This window comes from Streptomyces sp. NPDC006691, assembly GCF_042869955.1.
Lineage (GTDB): Bacteria > Actinomycetota > Actinomycetes > Streptomycetales > Streptomycetaceae > Streptomyces.
Genome location: NZ_JBIAGW010000009.1, coordinates 186098 through 202627 on the forward strand (window position 1 = coordinate 186098; position 16530 = coordinate 202627).

The 16530-nt window shown below is 71.9% G+C and carries 11 protein-coding genes and 1 riboswitch; of the genes, 2 read left to right on the top strand and 9 right to left on the bottom strand.

The window, feature by feature from the left end; translation table 11 throughout:
- Positions 1-73: 73 nt before the first annotated feature.
- From ACFYNP_RS21430 to ACFYNP_RS21440, 3 genes are all read right to left on the bottom strand, one after another.
- Positions 74-838, bottom strand: a complete 765-nt coding sequence (locus ACFYNP_RS21430; protein ID WP_388417389.1) for a M23 family metallopeptidase — start codon at positions 836-838, stop codon at positions 74-76.
- A 13-nt stretch (positions 839-851) separates the two neighbouring features.
- Positions 852-1011, bottom strand: a riboswitch (cyclic di-AMP (ydaO/yuaA leader).
- 225 nt (positions 1012-1236) lie between these two features.
- On the bottom strand, positions 1237-2601 hold the full coding sequence (locus ACFYNP_RS21435) for a M16 family metallopeptidase (RefSeq protein WP_388787389.1): 1365 nt from the start codon (positions 2599-2601) through the stop codon (positions 1237-1239).
- 17 nt (positions 2602-2618) lie between these two features.
- Positions 2619-3956 carry a M16 family metallopeptidase gene (locus ACFYNP_RS21440; RefSeq protein WP_388417758.1) on the bottom strand — a complete coding sequence of 446 codons (1338 nt, stop codon included), beginning with the start codon at positions 3954-3956 and terminating at the stop codon, positions 2619-2621.
- 208 nt (positions 3957-4164) lie between these two features.
- Here ACFYNP_RS21440 and ACFYNP_RS21445 point away from each other — a divergent pair, with 208 nt between their 5' ends.
- Positions 4165-6627 (top strand): DNA topoisomerase (ATP-hydrolyzing) subunit A, encoded by a 2463-nt coding sequence (locus ACFYNP_RS21445; protein WP_388417386.1) that lies wholly within the window; start codon positions 4165-4167, stop codon positions 6625-6627.
- Positions 6628-6655: 28 nt separating this feature from the next.
- On the opposite strand, the gene ACFYNP_RS21450 is transcribed toward ACFYNP_RS21445, so the two are convergent.
- Complete coding sequence (locus tag ACFYNP_RS21450; RefSeq protein WP_388787252.1) at positions 6656-7840, bottom strand: CobW family GTP-binding protein; 1185 nt, start codon at positions 7838-7840, stop codon at positions 6656-6658.
- 12 nt (positions 7841-7852) lie between these two features.
- Positions 7853-9010 carry a citrate synthase/methylcitrate synthase gene (locus ACFYNP_RS21455; RefSeq protein WP_388787255.1) on the bottom strand — a complete coding sequence of 386 codons (1158 nt, stop codon included), beginning with the start codon at positions 9008-9010 and terminating at the stop codon, positions 7853-7855.
- 119 nt (positions 9011-9129) lie between these two features.
- Between ACFYNP_RS21455 and ACFYNP_RS21460 the strand changes: the two genes are divergently transcribed.
- Positions 9130-10362 carry a citrate/2-methylcitrate synthase gene (locus tag ACFYNP_RS21460; protein WP_388787258.1) on the top strand — a complete coding sequence of 411 codons (1233 nt, stop codon included), beginning with the start codon at positions 9130-9132 and terminating at the stop codon, positions 10360-10362.
- A 93-nt stretch (positions 10363-10455) separates the two neighbouring features.
- Here ACFYNP_RS21460 and ACFYNP_RS21465 read toward each other — a convergent pair whose 3' ends face one another.
- The 4 genes from ACFYNP_RS21465 to ACFYNP_RS21480 all read right to left on the bottom strand — a co-directional run bounded on the left by ACFYNP_RS21465 (position 10456) and on the right by ACFYNP_RS21480 (position 16526).
- Positions 10456-12903 (bottom strand): discoidin domain-containing protein, encoded by a 2448-nt coding sequence (locus ACFYNP_RS21465; protein WP_388787260.1) that lies wholly within the window; start codon positions 12901-12903, stop codon positions 10456-10458.
- A 102-nt stretch (positions 12904-13005) separates the two neighbouring features.
- Positions 13006-14577 (bottom strand): alpha-amylase family glycosyl hydrolase, encoded by a 1572-nt coding sequence (locus tag ACFYNP_RS21470; protein ID WP_388787263.1) that lies wholly within the window; start codon positions 14575-14577, stop codon positions 13006-13008.
- Positions 14578-14685: 108 nt separating this feature from the next.
- Positions 14686-15561: a carbohydrate ABC transporter permease gene (locus ACFYNP_RS21475; RefSeq protein WP_388787266.1), complete on the bottom strand. Its 876-nt coding sequence runs from the start codon at positions 15559-15561 to the stop codon at positions 14686-14688.
- Positions 15562-15581: 20 nt separating this feature from the next.
- Positions 15582-16526 (bottom strand): carbohydrate ABC transporter permease, encoded by a 945-nt coding sequence (locus ACFYNP_RS21480; protein ID WP_388787268.1) that lies wholly within the window; start codon positions 16524-16526, stop codon positions 15582-15584.
- Between the last annotated feature and the right edge of the window lie 4 nt (positions 16527-16530).

Genomic DNA, 16530 nt, shown 5'->3' on the forward strand with positions numbered 1-16530 from the left:
TTTGGCCAATGCCGAAGGCCCCCGGCTCGGTGCCGGGGGCCTTCGGGATGCGCGGGGGTGCGCCGGGGACGGCTCAGACGCCGACGCCGTGCGAGCGCAGATAGGCGATCGGGTCGATGTCCGTGCCGTACTCCGGCCCGGTGCGGGCCTCGAAGTGCAGGTGCGGGCCGGTGGTGTTGCCGGTGTTGCCCGACAGGGCGATCTGCTGGCCCGGTTCGACGGACTGGCCGACGGAGACCTGGATGACCGACAGGTGGCCGTACTGGGTGTACGTGCCGTCGTGCATCCGGATCACGATGTTGTTGCCGTAGGCGCCGCCGTCACCGGCCTCGACGACGGTGCCGAGACCCACCGCGTGGACCGAAGTGCCGATCCCCGCATGGAAGTCGATGCCGGTGTGGCTGCCGGAGGACCAGAGCGATCCGCCGGTCTTGTAGCCGGTGGACACATAGCTGCCGGATATGGGGGCCACGAACGTGTTGAGGCGCTTGCGCTCCGCCTCGCGCGCGGCGCGCTCCTTGGCCTCGCGCGCCTCCTGGGCACGCTGCTCGGCCTTGCGCTGGGCGGCGGCCTCGGCCTCGGCCTGCGCCCGCGCCTTCGCGACGGCCTGCTTCTGCGCGTCGGCCTGGGCACCCAGCTGGTCGGCGATCGAGTCGCCGATGACGATGGCCTGGCTGAGACCGGTGTCGGTGGTGCTGCCCGGGGCGGCGACGGCCGGGGAGGCGAGGGTGCCTACGACTCCGGCGGTGGCCAGGGTGGCGATGCCCGCGATGTTCGCGCTGCGGCGCGTCATGCGGCTGGGCGCGCGGTGCTTCCCGGTGGCACGGGTGAACGCCATGTAGCGGCGGTGTCCTTTCCTTCCATCTCGCCTACCGGGTTAGCTGACGGGTTCGGAGCAGGAAGGTCTCCTACGGGCTCCTCCGCGGGCGGAGGCGTCCGATTCACCCCAGGGACTGAGTGGGTCCCCGGCTCCCCTGGCTCGCGCCATCGGGGACTCGGCGATCACTGTCCGGTGCCGCGGCTGCGACGGGTGGTGACGGACAGCGGGAACGACGCTAAACGGCTCGTCTTTCAATCACCAAACACACACAGGTTTTTGTAGCGCACGCCACATGACAGACAGGCAACCTCCCCAATAAACCGGACATACGGGAGGACCCCGGCGGCGCGTCCGCCTCCGGGGTCCTCCGCGTCCTCATCCGTCCCGCGCCCCGCCCGGCGGGCCGGGGGCCTCAATCAGCCCGTGACGACGGTGACTTCGCCGATGCCGAGCGCCTTGACCGGCTCCGCGATCTGCGCCGCGTCGCCGACCAGGACCGTGACGAGCCGGTCGGCCGGGAAGGCGTTGACGACGGCCGCCGTCGCCTCCACGGTCCCGGTGTCCGCGAGCTGGGCGTACAACTGGGCCTGGTAGTCGTCGGGCAGGAACTGCTCGACCTGGTCGGCCAGCGTCCCGGCGACGGCCGCCGCGGTCTCGTACTTGAGCGGCGCGACCCCCACCAGGTTCTGCACGGCCGTCTCGCGCTCGGCGTCCGTGAGCCCCTCCGCGGCGAGCTTGCGCAGCACCTTCCACAGGTCGTCCAGGGCAGGACCGGTGTTCGGGGTGTCGACCGAGCCGGTGATGGCGAGCATCGAGGCGCCGCCGTCCGGACCCGAGCGCAGCACCTGGCCGAAGGACCGCACGCCGTAGGTGTAGCCCTTCTCCTCGCGCAGCACGCGGTCCAGGCGCGAGGTCAGGGTGCCGCCGAGGCAGTACGTGCCGAGCACCTGGGCCGCCCAGACCCGGTCGTGGCGGTCGGGGCCGATACGGCCGATGAGCAGCTGGGTCTGGACCGCGCCCGGGCGGTCCACGATGACGACCCGGCCCCGGTCGTCGGCGGTGATCGGCGGGACGGGGCGCGGCTCGGCGGTGTTGCCGGTCCAGTCGCCCAGGGTGTCCGCGAGGATCGCGTCGAGGTCGGTGCCCGCGAGGTCGCCCACGACCACGGTGACGGCCGTCGAGGGGCGCACGTACGCCTCGTAGAAGGCACGCACCGCGGCCGCGTCGATGGCGGCGACGGTCTCCTCGGTGCCCTGGCGGGGCCGGGACATGCGCGAGGACGCCGGGAAGAGCTCCTTGGCGAGCTGCTTGGCGGCGCGGCGGGCCGGGTTGGCCTGCTCGTGCGGGATCTCGTCGAGCCGGTTGCGCACCAGGCGCTCGATCTCGGAGCCGGCGAACGCGGGGGCCCGCAGCGCCTCCGCGAGCAGCGAGAGCGCCTTGGGCAGCCGGGAGACCGGCACTTCGAGGGAGACCCGGAGGCCCGGGTGGTCGGCGTGCGCGTCGAGCGTGGCGCCGCAGCGCTCCAGTTCGGCGGCGAACTCCTCGGCCGAGTGCTTGTCGGTGCCCTCGGTCAGGGCGCGCGCCATGATGGTGGCGACGCCGTCCAGGCCCTCGGGCTCGGCGTCGAGCGGGGCCGCGAGGAACACCTCGACGGCGACGACCTGCTGGCCCGGCCGGTGGCAGCGCAGCACGGTCATGCCGTTGGCGAGCGTGCCGCGCTCGGGGGCCGGGAAGGCCCACGGGGTCGCGGGGCCCGCGGTCGGCTGCGGGTGGAACTCCATGGTCACGACAGCGTCCGTCACTGGCCCGCCTCTTCCTCTTCGTTGCCTGCCTCGGGTGCCGCGGTGGGCTCGTACACCAGGACCGCCCGGTTGTCGGGGCGCAGCGTCGCGGCGGCGACCGCCCGGACCTCCTCGGCGGTGATGTCCAGGACGCGGTCCACCGCGGTCAGGGCGAGCTGCGGGTCGCCGAACAGGACGGCGTAGCGGCACAGTTCGTCGGCGCGGCCGGCCACGGTGCCGAGCCGGTCGAGCCATTCGCGCTCCAACTGGGCCTGGGCGCGCTCCATCTCCTCCGCGGTGGGGCCCTCGGCGGCGAACCGCGCGAGCTCCTCGTCGACCGCGCTCTCGATGTCCTCGACCTCGACGCCGCCGGACGTCTTGACGTCGAGCCAGCCGAGCGAGGGCGCGCCGGCCAGGCGCAGCAGGCCGAAGCCCGCGGCCACCGCGGTGCGGTCGCGGCGGACCAGGCGGTTGTGCAGCCGGGAGGACTCGCCGCCGCCGAGGACGGTCAGCGCCAGGTCGGCGGCGTCCGCCTCGCGGGTGCCGTCGTGGGGCAGCCGGTAGGCGGCCATCAGGGCGCGCGCCGGGACGTCCTCCTCGACGACCTCGCGCAGCTGCCCGCCGATGGTGTCGGGCAGGGAGCCGTCGCGCGGCGGCTGCTTGCCGTCGTGGGCGGGGATGGAGCCGAAGTACTTCTCCACCCAGGCCAGCGTCTGCTCCGGGTCGATGTCGCCGACCACGGAGAGCACCGCGTTGTTGGGCGCGTAGTACGTACGGAAGAAGTTCCGCGCGTCCTCCAGGGTGGCCGCGTCCAGGTCCGCCATCGAGCCGATCGGCGTGTGGTGGTAGGGGTGGCCCTCGGGGTAGGCCAGCGCCGTCAGCTTCTCGAAGGCGGTGCCGTAGGGGACGTTGTCGTAGCGCTGGCGGCGCTCGTTCTTGACGACGTCGCGCTGGTTGTCCATCGACTGCTCGTCGAGCGCGGCGAGCAGCGAGCCCATGCGGTCGGCCTCCAGCCAGAGCGCGAGCTCCACCTGGTGGGCGGGCATGGTCTCGAAGTAGTTGGTGCGCTCGAAGCTGGTGGTGCCGTTCAGCGAACCGCCCGCACCCTGCACCAGCTCGAAATGGCCGTTGCCGTGCACCTGGTGGGAGCCCTGGAACATGAGGTGCTCGAAGAGGTGGGCGAGGCCGGTGCGGCCCTTGACCTCGTGGCGCGAGCCGACGTCGTACCAGAGGCACACCGCCGCGACCGGGGTCAGGTGGTCCTCGGAGAGCACCACGCGCAGGCCGTTGGCCAGTCGGTGCTCAGTCGCTGTCAGACCGCCGGAGCCGGCCTGCGCGGTGGCCGTGTGACCCATGGGCATGTACGTCCCTTCGTTCGCGATGTGCAGTACCGCTGTGTGAAGTACTGGCGGGAGAACCCCTACGTAAAGAAGTCCTGCCACTGTATGCAAGCGCGCGGGCACCTGGCGAAGTTCCCGGGTCGCGGTCGGCGTTGTCAGTGGGACGGTCCACAATGGTCGGCGTCAGTGATCCGATCCGGTACGTGAAGGAGCAGCAGCCGCGATGGCCCGCCGCAGCACGAAGACCCCGCCGCCGCCCGACGACTTCGAGGAGCGGATCCTCGACATCGACGTCGTCGACGAGATGCAGGGCTCCTTCCTTGAGTACGCGTACTCCGTGATCTACTCGCGGGCCCTGCCGGACGCGCGGGACGGAATGAAGCCCGTCCAGCGCCGCATCGTCTACCAGATGAACGAGATGGGCCTGCGCCCCGACCGGGGCTATGTGAAGTGCGCCCGTGTCGTCGGCGAGGTGATGGGCAAGCTGCACCCGCACGGCGACGCCTCCATCTACGACGCCCTGGTGCGCATGGCCCAGCCGTTCTCCATGCGGCTTCCGCTGGTCAACGGCCACGGCAACTTCGGCTCGCTCGGCAACGACGACCCGCCGGCCGCCATGCGGTACACCGAGTGCAAGATGGCCGACGCCACCTCGCTGATGACGGAGTCCATCGACGAGGACACGGTCGACTTCGCCTCGAACTACGACGGCCAGGAGCAGGAGCCGGTGGCCCTGCCGGCCGCCTATCCCAACCTGCTGGTGAACGGCTCGTCCGGCATCGCGGTCGGCATGGCCACCAACATGCCGCCGCACAACCTGGGCGAGGTCATCGCCGCGGCCCGCCATCTGATCCGGCACCCGGAGGCGGACCTGGAGGCGCTGATGCGCTTCGTGCCGGGTCCCGACCTGCCGACCGGCGGGCGCATCGTGGGCCTGGGTGGCATCAAGGACGCCTACGAGTCGGGCCGCGGCACCTTCAAGATCCGCGCCACCGCCTCGGTGGAGAACGTGACGGCGCGCCGCAAGGGCCTGGTCGTCACCGAGCTGCCGTTCACGGTCGGCCCGGAGAAGGTGATCTCCAAGATCAAGGACCTGGTCGGTGCGAAGAAGCTCCAGGGCATCGCCGACGTGAAGGACCTGACCGACCGCTCGCACGGCCTGCGTCTGGTCATCGAGATCAAGAACGGCTTCGTCCCGGAGGCCGTCCTGGAGCAGCTCTACAAGCTGACGCCGATGGAGGAGTCCTTCGGCATCAACAACGTGGCCCTGGTGGACGGCCAGCCGCTCACGCTCGGCCTCAAGGAGCTCCTGGAGGTCTATCTCGACCACCGCTTCACCGTGGTGCGCCGGCGCAGCGAGTTCCGCCGCACCAAGCGACGGGACCGGCTGCACCTGGTGGAGGGCCTGCTGGTGGCCCTGGTCGACATCGACGAGGTCATCAGGATCATCCGGTCGAGTGACAACTCCGCGCAGGCGAAGGAGCGGCTCGTCGAGCACTTCTCGCTGAGCGAGATCCAGACGCAGTACATCCTGGACACGCCGCTGCGCCGGCTCACCAGGTTCGACCGGATCGAGCTGGAGAGCGAGCGCGACCGGCTGACCGGCGAGATCGACGAGCTGACCGGGATCCTGGACTCGGACAGCGAGCTGCGCAAGCTGGTCTCGGCCGAACTGGCCGCGGTGGCCAAGAAGTTCAGCACCGACCGGCGCACGGTCCTGCTGGAGTCGGCGGGCGCCCCGATCGCGGCCGTGGCCCTCGAAGTCGCGGACGACCCGTGCCGGGTGCTGCTGTCCTCGACGGGCCTGCTGGCCCGCACCGCGGGCGCCGAGCGGTTCGTGGCGGGCGAGGACGACAAGCGGGTCAAGCACGATGTGGTCGTCTCGGCCGTGCCCGCCACCCAGCGCGGTGACGTGGGCGTGGTGACGTCCACCGGGCGGCTGCTCAGGCTCGCGGTGATCGACCTGCCGCAGCTCCCGGACACGGCGTCCGCGCCCAACCTGTCGGGCGGCGCCCCGATCTCGGAGTTCCTCTCCTCGCTGGAACCGGACGAGACGGTGGTGTGCCTGACCACGCTCGACGAGTCCTCGCCCGGCCTCGCGATCGGCACCGAGCAGGGCGTGGTCAAGCGGGTGGTGCCCGACTACCCGGCGAACAAGGACGAGTTGGAGGTCATCACCCTCAAGGACGGTGACCGGATCGTGGGCGCGGCCGAGCTGCGCACCGGCGAGGAAGACCTGGTCTTCATCACCGACGACGCCCAGCTCCTGCGCTACCAGGCGAGCCAGGTGCGCCCGCAGGGCCGGGCCGCGGGCGGCATGGCCGGCATCAAGCTGACCGACGGCGCGAAGGTGATCTCGTTCACGGCGGTCGACCCGGCCGGGGACGCGGTGGTGTTCTCGGTGGCCGGTTCGGGGGCGACGCTGCTCGGCGACGCCGCGGTGTCGGCGAAGCTGACGCCGTTCGACCAGTATCCGCGCAAGGGCCGGGCCACCGGCGGCGTGCGCTGCCAGCGGTTCCTGAAGGGCGAGGACAAGCTGGTGCTCGCCTGGGCGGGCCCGGCCCCGGCCCGCGCGGCCCAGACCAACGGCGCCCCGGCCCAGCTGCCGGAGATCGACCCGCGCCGCGACGGCTCGGGCACCCCGCTGCCCTCCCCCGTGGCGGTGCTGGCCGGCCCGTCCTCGTGACGCGGGAAGCGGCGCCGCCGGGCGCCGACTAGTCGACGGGGCCGGGGAGTTCGCCGAACTCCCCGGCCTCTTCCCGTCCCCAAGCCCCTTCCGGCCCCCCGGCCTCTTCCCGCGCCTCGGCCCGTTCCGCTTCGTCCGCCCCTTCGGGGTCCCCGGGCTCGGGCACGTAGCGCAGGACGCCCCACATCGCGTGCTCGGCCGGGGTCTCGTCCGGGCGGTCGCTCACACACCCGGCGAGCTGGGCCTCCAGGGCGGGCGCGTCGATGCCGGCGCCGATGAGGACGAGCTCGGTGCGGCGCTCCGGTCCGCACGGCCACGGCTCGGGGTGGAAGCGCAGGAACCGGCCGACCGCGTGCAGGCCGTAGCGGTTGCGGGGGTCGGCCGCGCCGAAGTCGACAAAGCCCTTGATGCGGTAGAGGCCCTCGGGCCGGGTGTCGAGGAAGGCCATCAGGCGGCGCGGGTCCAGGGGCACGTCCGAGGTGAAGGCGACGGATTCGTATCCGGCGTGCAGATGGTCGTGTCCGTGGCAGCCGTGGTGGCCCTCGGCGCACTCCCCCGGTGCCGGGGTGTCGTCCAGGAGGTCGTCGAAGGCGAGCTGGCCGACCCGCTCGGTGACGGGACGGCGGTCGAAGAACAGCTCCGGGTCGACCCGGCCGTACGCGGACTCCACCACCGCGGCCGCCGTCGCGAGCGAGGACCGCAGCCGGGCCAGGTCCGCCGCGTCCACCCGGTCCGTCTTGTTGAGCACCACCAGGTCGGCGACGCCCAGGTGCCGCTCGATCTCGGGGTGCTTGTCGCGGGTGGTGTCGTACTCCGCCGCGTCCACGACCTCCACCAGGCCCCCGTACACGATCCGCGGGTTCTCGCTGGCGAGCAGCATCTTCACCAGCTCCTGCGGTTCGGCGAGGCCGCTCGCCTCGATGACGATGACGTCGAGGCGGGCGGCGGGCCGGGTGAGCCGGTCGAGGTAGACGTCGAGTTCGCCGGCGTCCACGGCGCAGCACAGACAGCCGTTGCCGAGCGAGACGGTGGAGTCGCCGAGCTGTCCGGCCACCGTCATGGCGTCGATCTCGATGGAGCCGAAGTCATTGACGATGGCACCGATCCGGGTGCCCCGGCAGGCCCGGAGCAGATGGTTGAGCAGGGTGGTCTTGCCCGAGCCGAGGAAGCCCGCGAGGACGATGACGGGGATCTGCTTGCTCGGGCTGTTCACCTGGGGCCTTCCTCAGACTGCGGGTACGGGCTGCGGCGGGGGCGGGCCCACATAGCGGGCCGCCGGACGAATGATCTTCGAGTCCGCCGACTGCTCCAGGATATTGGCGCTCCAGCCGACCACCCGGGCGGCGCAGAAGGTGGGCGTGAACATCTCGCGGGGCAGCCCGCACAGCTCCATGACCACCCCGGCGTAGAACTCGACGTTGGTGTGCAGCTCGCGGCCCGGCTTGAGCTCGGCCAGGATCGCCTCGACCTGGCGCTCCACCTCGACGGCGAAGGCCACGAGCGGCCCGCCGAAGCTCTCCGCGATCCCGCGCAGCATGCGGGAGCGGGGGTCCTCGGTGCGGTAGACCGGGTGCCCGAAGCCCATGATCCGGTCGCCGGCCAGGACGCGTTCGCGGATCCAGCCGTCGATGCGGTCCGGGGTGCCGATCGCGTCCAGGGTGTCCAGGGCACGGCTGGGGGCGCCGCCGTGCAGCGGCCCGGAGAGCGCGCCGACCGCGGCCACCAGGCTCGCCGCGACATCGGCGCCGGTGGACGCGACGACCCGGGCGGTGAAGGTGGAGGCGTTGAAGCCGTGGTCGACGGTGGAGATCAGATACTGCTCGACGGCGCGGACCCGTTCGGGCTCCGCCTCGCGACCGGTCAGCATGTACAGGTAGTTGGCGGCGTACGAGAGGTCCTCGCGCGGCTCGACGGGTTCGAGCCCCTGGCCGAGGCGGTGCAGTGCGGTGAGCAGGGTGGGCACGGCGGCGCACGCGGCCAGCGCGTCCTCGGCGCGCCGGGTGGCGTCCAGGTCGTACACGGGCCGGAAGCCCTTGGCCGCGCCGAGCAGGGAGAGCGCGGTGCGCAGCCCGGCGAGCGGGCCGGACGGGGCGCCGGTGCGGGCGATGCCGGGGAGCGCCCGGCGCACGCCTTCGGGCAGGTGGCGCAGCGCGGCGGTGCGGGAGGTGAAGGCGGCACGGGTCTCCGCGTCGGGCAGTGAGCCGTGGAACATCAGGTGCCAGACGTCCTCGAAGCCGCGGCGCTCGGCGAGCTCGACGGCCGAGTACTGGCGGTAGTGGTAGAAGCCCTCGCGCCCGCGGACGTCGCCGAGTTCGGTGTCCGTGACGACGACGCCCGCGAGCCCGCGGGGTACCGCGGCGGGGGCGGTGATGGTGCCGGCCATGTGGCTGCCTCCTTCAGTTCCTCATATTGACTTGACTGTCTATGATTGACTCTGAGCCTGTCAATGTTGATTGAATCAATATGGATCGCGGTGGATGACGTGCTGGATACGGTGACCCCATGACGGATCAGGCACGGCTCACCACCCGCGAGGCGGCGGAGCGGCTCGGCGTGAAGCCCGAGACGGTCTACGCCTATGTCAGCCGCGGCCAGCTGAGCAGTGAGCGCGCCCCGGGCGGCCGGGGCTCGACCTTCGACGCCCGGGAGGTCGACGCCCTCGCCCGGCGCGGCGCCCGCCGGGAACCGGCCGCGGCGGCCCCGGGCGGCGAGCTGTCCTTCCGCACCGCTCTCACCCTCATCGACAAGGACCGCTACTACTTCCGCGGCGTCGACGCGGTCGAGCTCGCCACCGCCCACGGCTTCGAGGAGGTCGCGGGGTGGGTGTGGACCGGGGAGCTCACCCGCGGCCTCCGCTTCACCGCACCCCGGCCGTTCCTGGAGGCGGCCCGCCGCGCCGTCGACGCGCTGCCCGCGCACAGCGGGGCGATGGACCGGCTCAGGGTGGCGGCGGTCGCGGTCTCGGCGGCCGACCCGCTGCGTTTCGACCTGGACCCCGCGGCGGTGCTCGGCTGCGCCCGCTCGCTGATCCCCACCCTGGTCGGCGCCCTGCCGACGGTGGGCCCGGGAGGCGGCAACGAAGGGCGGCTGGCCCGGCAGCTGTGGCCGCGGCTGACTTCCCGCGAGTCCGACGCATCGTCAATCCGCTTGCTGGATACGGCACTTGCCCTGCTGATCGACCACGACCTGGCCGCCTCCACGCTCGCCGCCCGCGTCGCGGCCTCCGCCCGGGCCCATCCCTATGCCGTCGTCTCCGCGGGGCTCGGCGCGCTGGAGGGGCCCCTGCACGGCGCCGCCAGCGGACTGGCCCACCGCACCCTGGCCGAGGTGCTCGAACGCGGCGGCGCCGCCCCCGTCGTCGCGGACCATCTGCGCTCGGGGCGGCGCGTGCCCGGACTCGGGCACCGGCTCTACCCGGGCGAAGACCCGCGCGCCCAGGCCCTGTTCGCCCTCCTGGAGAGGATCCCGGCGGCCACGGACGCCCTGGCCGCCGCGCGCGACGTCGTCGAGACGACGGCCCGGCACACCGCGCTGCACGCCAACGTCGATCTGGCGCTCGCCGTCATGAGCGTCGCGTTCGGCATGCCGGCCGAGGCGGGCGAGACGGTGTTCGCGGTGGCCCGTACGGCCGGCTGGATCGCCCACGCCCTGGAGGAGTACGCGGAGCGCCCGCTCAGGATGCGCCCGAGCGGCCACTACACGGGCCCCCGCCCACCCCGCGCCCTGCCCGCCTGACGGACACGGACCGGGTGCCCCGGCCGACGCCGTGGAGCGCGTCGGCCGGGGCACCCGGTTTGGGATCCTCCCGCCGCGGGACACCGGGCCGGATCAGGGCGCGTACGCCTCGAACTCGCTGAACTGGGCGGCCGGCCAGCCGGTGTTGCCGGTCACCGTGAGCCGCAGATAGCGGGTGCTGGTGCCGGCGGGCAGCGTGACGGCGACCTGGTTGCCGGTGGCCGGGTCGAAGGTGTAGCCGCGGCTCGCGACGAGCTGTCCGTAACTGCCGTTGTCGGCGCTGCCGAGCACGGAGAGCGTCTGGGTGCGGGCGCCCCAGGCGGTCGCGGGCGGCAGTTTCAGGACCAGCTTGCCGACGCCGCGCACCGAGCCGAGGTCGACGGTGATCGACTGCGGGAAGGCGTTGTTGGCGCTCTCCCAGTAGCTGTTGGCGTCGCCGTCGACGGCCTTCGCCGCGTCGTAGACCTGCGTGTGCGAGGTCTCGGTGACCGGGCGGCCCTTGGCGAGGTCGGGGTCGGCGGGCGGGCTGCTCGGCGGCGGCGAGCTCGGCCCGGTGGGCGGCGGGCTGCTCGGGGGTGTGGTGGTGCCGCCGTGGTGGTAGTCGGGCGCCGGCCACGCGCCGCAGTAGGTGGCGGGCAGCTTGCCGTTCCAGCCGGAGTTGCCCGCGCCCTGGGTGAGGGCGAGGTTGCCGCCGAGGCAGCTGTAGACCGGCTCCGAGAACCCGAGGTTCTTCGCGGTGACCCCGGTCATGCTGAGCTGGGCCGGGTCGTTGAACTGGAGGGCGAAGGTGCCGGTGCCGTCAATGTTGACGTTGCTGAAGTTGACGCCCTTGGTGGTGCCGGACACGAAGTGGATGGCCGCGTAGGAGCTGTCCAGGATGTCGGTGTCGGTCACGTTCACCGTCGCCTTGTCCATGGTGCTGTTGCGCGAGTCGAACCACACCGCGCCGATCGGGAACGGCCAGCCGAGGTCCGCGTTGCCGGCCCGGATGGTGGTGTTGCGGGCCAGGGTGATGGTGCCCTGGACGTCGGTGCCGCTGCCCGGGTTGACGCCGTCGAACCGGTTGCCGACGTGCAGGCCGCCGCCGTTGGTGACGGTGTCCGCGACCACGTTGTCGGTCGCCGCGTTGTCCCTGCCGCCGTACAGAGCGATGTTGTTGGCGAGGACGGGCGCCACCACGGTGTTGTTCTTGAACGTGTTGTTGGCGTCGGTCACGGTGTCGGACCACATGGCGAGCCCGTCGTCACCGGTGTTGCGCAGGAACGTGTTCTCCACCGATGAATGGGTCACCCCCCAGTGGAAGTTGACGCCGTCGGCCGTCTGGTCCAGGATCCGGCTGTTCTTGATGTGGAAGTCGTCCATGGGGCCGTCCATCCAGGCCCCGACCTTGGTGTGCTGGAGCCACACATCGTCGACGGTGGAGTTGCTGAGCGCCCCGCCGATGCCGTTGACCTGGTCCTCGTCGACCCGCTCGGTGATCTCGCCGATCAGCGCGAAGTCCTTCAGGACGACGTTGCGGCTGGGCCCGCCCGACTCGTAGGGACGGATGCCGCCCTTGTAGCCGCCGCCGCTCACGTACTTGCCGTAGATCCCGGCGGCCCGGGTGCGGTCGGTGGAGCTGCGGCCGGTGAGCACCGAGTACCAGGGGCCCGCCCCGGCCAGCGTCACCTGGTCGACCACCACGTGGTCGGTGAGCTTGAAGGTGCCGGACGGGATGTAGACCGTCTTTCCCTGCGCCTTGCCCGCGTCGACCGCCTGCTGGAAGGCGGAGGTCGAGTCGACGGCACCGCTCGCGTCCGCCCCGTAGTCCGTCACCGACAGCGAGCCCGCGGGGCGGGCCACCGGGTCGGGGACGAGTTCGAAGTCGGCGAGGTCGACCACGGCCCACGGGGTCGCGCCGGTCGAGGGCAGGGTGACGCGGACCTTGGAGCCAGCGGGCAGGGTCCGTCCCAGCAGGGTGCGGGTCTCGTCGTAGAAGTGGTGCGGCTTGTCGCCCGGCTGGTTCTGGAAGGGATAACTGCCGTAGAACCAGCCGTACTTGGAGGTGAAGGTGAGGTCCTTCAGCTTGGTCCCGCCGGAGCTGAGCTCGACGGGCGCGCTGATGCCGGTGCCGGCCGCGCTGTCCGGGACGCTGTAGCGGATGTCCACGGCGTTGGCGGGCGCGGTGAGGGTGAACTCGACGTACTGCCCGGCCGCGGCCAGCTTCACCGCGCTGCGGCCCGAGGCCTCCGAGGGCAGCGAGGTGTAGGTGCGGTCGGGGCCGATCACCGTGCCGTTGGTGGTGGCGGCCTCCGCCTCCAGCTCGGTGAACGGCACGGTGGCGCCGCGCCCGGCGACCGCCAGCGGGGACAGCGGGGCGGACTCGGCGGCCGACGCGGAGGCGCCGCCGCCCAGCCCGACCGCGCCGAGCGCGACGACACAGGCGAGCGCCGCGACCGCGGCGGCGGCCCGCCCGGCGGACGTGGCGCGCCGGACGGGCGCGGTCGGCGGAGGTGGGGGCTCCTGGGGTGCGGCACCGATCGCGGCTCTGATCATGCCCATGACAGTCCTTCCTTCGTGGGGGTGAGAGCGGGGATTCGTGGGGGTGGCAGCGGGATTCGTCGGGAGCAGAGGGGGCCGGAGCGGACATGGTGCGGACAGCGGTCAGGCGCGCAGCCAGACCGCCGTGTCCTGGGGCAGCAGCCCGTCGGCCAGCGGGCCGCTCGCGAGGAGCAGGGCGCGGTGGGCGGGCAGCGGGACCGGCTTGTCGGCGAGGTTGACCACACAGCACAGACCGTCCTCGCGGGCGAAGGCGAGCACCCCCTGCGGCGCCTCAAGCCACGTCAACGCGCCGTCTCCGAAGCCGGGTTGGGTACGGCGCAGGAGCAGGGCGCGACGGTAGAGGGCGAGCATGGAGGACGGGTCGTCGCCCTGCCGGTCGGCGGCGTAGTGCCCCCAGTCGGCGGGCTGCGGCAGCCAGGACGTGGCCCACGGCTCGGCCGTCCAGGGCAGCGGGACCCGGCAGCCGTCCCGGCCCGGGTCCACCCCGCCGGACCGGAAGTGCATCGGGTCCTGGATGCGGTCGAGCGGGATGTCGGCCTCGGGCAGGCCCAGTTCCTCGCCCTGGTAGAGGTAGACCGAGCCGGGCAGCGCGAGCGAGAGCAGGGCCGCGGCGCGGGCCCGGCGGGTGCCGAGTTCCAGGTCGGTGGGGGTGCCGAAGCGCTTGGTGGCGAAGTCGAACCCGGTGTCGGCGCGGCCGTAGCGGGTGACCGTGCGGGTCACGTCGTGGTTGCACAGGACCCAGGTGGCGGGCGCGCCGACCGGGGCGTGCTCGGCGAGGGTGTCGTCGATGGCGGCGCGCAGCCGCGCCGCGTGCCAAGGACAGGTCAGGAACGTGAAGTTGAAGGCGGTGTGCAGTTCGTCGGGGCGCAGATAGCGGGCGAAGCGCTCGCTGTCGGGCAGCCACACCTCGCCGACGAAGACCGCCCCGTACTCGTCGGCGACGGACCGCCAGGCGCGGTAGATGTCGTGGAGCTCGTCGCGGTCGATGTAGGGGTGGCGGTCGGTGCCCTCGGTGAACTCGGGCAGTTCGGGGTCCTTGGCGAGCAGCGCCGCCGAGTCGATGCGTACGCCCGCCACGCCCCGCTCGAACCAGAACCGCAGCACGTCCTCGTGCTCCCGGCGGACCGCCGGGTGGGCCCAGTTGAGGTCGGGCTGCTGGGGGGTGAACAGGTGCAGGTACCACTCGCCGTCCTCGACCCGGGTCCAGGTCTCGCCCGCGAACTGGGACGGCCAGGTGTTGGGCGGGAGTTCGCCGTGCTCGCCGCGGCCGGGCCGGAAGTGGAAGAGCTCCCGCTCGGGGCTGCCGGGACCGGCGGCGAGCGCCGCCCGGAACCAGGGGTGCTGGTCCGACAGGTGGTTGGGCACGATGTCGACGATGGTGCGGATGCCGAGTTCGCGTGCCTCGACGATCAGCTTCTCGGCCTCGGCCATGGTGCCGAACGCGGGGTCGATGGCCCGGTAGTCGGCCACGTCGTAGCCGCCGTCGGCGAGCGGGGAGAGGTACCAGGGCGTGAACCACAGGGCGTCGACGCCCAGTTCGGCGAGGTAGGGCAGCTTCGCCCGGACGCCCGTGAGATCGCCGGTGCCGTCGCCGTCTCCGTCGGCGAAGCTGCGTACGTAGACCTGGTAGATGGCGGCCGAGCGCCACCAGTCGTCGCTTGCGTGGGCTGCCACGTGACGGTCCTTTCGGGCAGGTGGGGTCCCGCCGCCGGCCCCCCGGCATTCAGCGGGGGCATGGTGGGTGGGGCCGGCGGCGGAGTGCGGGGAGGGCGGCCGCGGGCGTCAGCCCTTGAGGCCGCCCGCGATGAGACCGCTCATGATGTTGCGCTGGAACACGATGAAGATGAGCAGGGTGGGGATCGACGCCATGGCGAGGGCGGCCGTGAGCCAGTTCTCGGGGACGCCTTGGGCGAGCGAGTAGATGCCCACGTTGAGGGTCTGCTTGGTGGGGTCGGGCAGCGTGAGCATCGGCCAGAGGAAGTCCTTCCAGACGCCGACGACCGCGAAGATGGAGACGACGCCCAGGATGGGCCGGGAGATCGGCAGCACCACCGAACGCAGGGTCCGCAGCGGCGAGGCCCCGTCGATGGACGCGGCGTCCAGGAGCTCGCGCGGGATCGAGTCGAAGAACCGCTTCAGCAGGAAGATGTTGAAGGCGTTGGTGACCGACGGCAGCCAGATCGCCCACGGGGTGTTGAGCAGGTTCCGCCGGAAGATCGGCACGTCGAGCACGGTCAGGTACTGCGGTACGACCAGGACGGCGGCCGGGATCATGAGGGTGGCCAGCATCATCGCGAGGATCGCCTTGCCGAACACCGGCCGCAGCTTGGACAGCGAGTAGGCGGCGGCCACGTCGAGGACGAGCTGGAAGGCGAGCGCGCCGAACGCGTACCAGAGCGTGTTGAGCAGCAGCTTGGCGAAGTCCATCACGCGCCAGGCGTTGGTGAAGTTGTCGGTGTGCACGCCGTGCGGTACCAGGGTCGGCGGGATCCGGGTGAACTCTTCCGTCGATTTGAGGCCGTTGACGGCCATCCAGTACAGCGGCCCGACGAAGACGAGCGTGAACAGGAGCATGACGAGACTGAAGACGGTCCAGTAGACGGCCTTGCCCCGGGTGCGGCCGAGGGTGGCCGGTGAGATGAGTGTGCGTGTCGACATGGGTTCCCCACCCTCCGGATCTACTGGTCGCTGTCGCGGCTGAGGCGTACGTACATCGCCGAGAAGCCGGCGAGCAGGACGAGCAGGACGAGGCCGAGGGCAGCGGCGCCGCCGTAGTTGTTGAAGTTGAAGGCGTACTGGTAGATGAGGTAGACCACCGTCGTCGTGGAGCCTTCGGGGCCCGCGCCGTTGGTGAGCAGGAAGGGCTCGGTGAAGACCTGCATCGTCGCGATGATCTGCATCAGGAACATCAGCGAGAGCACGAGCCGGGTCTGCGGCACGGTGACGTGCCAGATCTTGCGCAGCAGCCCGGCCCCGTCGAGTTCGGCCGCCTCGTACAGCTCGCCGGGGATGCCCTGGAGGGCGGCGAGGTAGACGAGGGTGGCGCTGCCCATGTTCATCCAGGTCGCGGCGATCACCACCGAGAGCATCGCGGTGTCGGTGGACTGGAGCCACTGCTGCGCGGGCAGCCCGAACAGCTCGAAGATGCGGTTGAACAGGCCGTACCCGGGGTCGTAGAAGTACTTGAAGAGCAGCACCGAGGCGACCGGCGGGAGCATCACCGGGAGGTAGACGAGGAGCCTCAAGTAGCCCTGGCCGTGCCGGAATTCATTGAGCAGGACGGCGACGAGGAACGGCAGGACGAAGCCGAGGATCAGGGCGAGGCCGGTGAAGAGCAGGGTGTTGCGCCAGGCCTGCCAGAACGCCGGGTCGTGGACGACGTAGGAGAGGTTGGACCAGCCGGCCCAGGTGGTGCGGCCGTCCTTCGTCTTCTGGAAGGCGAGCAGGAACTCCCGCACCATCGGGTACCAGGAGAAGAACGCGAAGCAGAGCACGGCGCCGATCAGGAAGCCGTGCGCGGTGAGGTTGCGCCGCAGCGCCCGGGCGAATCCGCTCTGCCTGGGCAGCTCGGCGCCCGGGTGCGGCCGGGTCGCTTCCCGGGTGGGCAGTGTGGAGGCCGACATCGTC

Excerpts from the sequence above, each read along its gene's own strand:
- ACFYNP_RS21430 (WP_388417389.1), bottom strand. The coding sequence starts at position 838 with ATGGCGTTCACCCGTGCCACCGGGAAGCACCGCGCGCCCAGCCGCATG.
- ACFYNP_RS21435 (WP_388787389.1), bottom strand. The coding sequence starts at position 2,601 with ATGGAGTTCCACCCGCAGCCGACCGCGGGCCCCGCGACCCCGTGGGCC.
- ACFYNP_RS21440 (WP_388417758.1), bottom strand. The coding sequence starts at position 3,956 with ATGGGTCACACGGCCACCGCGCAGGCCGGCTCCGGCGGTCTGACAGCG.
- ACFYNP_RS21445 (WP_388417386.1), top strand. The coding sequence starts at position 4,165 with ATGGCCCGCCGCAGCACGAAGACCCCGCCGCCGCCCGACGACTTCGAG.
- ACFYNP_RS21455 (WP_388787255.1), bottom strand. The coding sequence starts at position 9,010 with ATGGCCGGCACCATCACCGCCCCCGCCGCGGTACCCCGCGGGCTCGCG.
- ACFYNP_RS21460 (WP_388787258.1), top strand. The coding sequence starts at position 9,130 with ATGACGGATCAGGCACGGCTCACCACCCGCGAGGCGGCGGAGCGGCTC.
- ACFYNP_RS21465 (WP_388787260.1), bottom strand. The coding sequence starts at position 12,903 with ATGGGCATGATCAGAGCCGCGATCGGTGCCGCACCCCAGGAGCCCCCA.
- ACFYNP_RS21475 (WP_388787266.1), bottom strand. The coding sequence starts at position 15,561 with ATGTCGACACGCACACTCATCTCACCGGCCACCCTCGGCCGCACCCGG.
- ACFYNP_RS21480 (WP_388787268.1), bottom strand. The coding sequence starts at position 16,526 with ATGTCGGCCTCCACACTGCCCACCCGGGAAGCGACCCGGCCGCACCCG.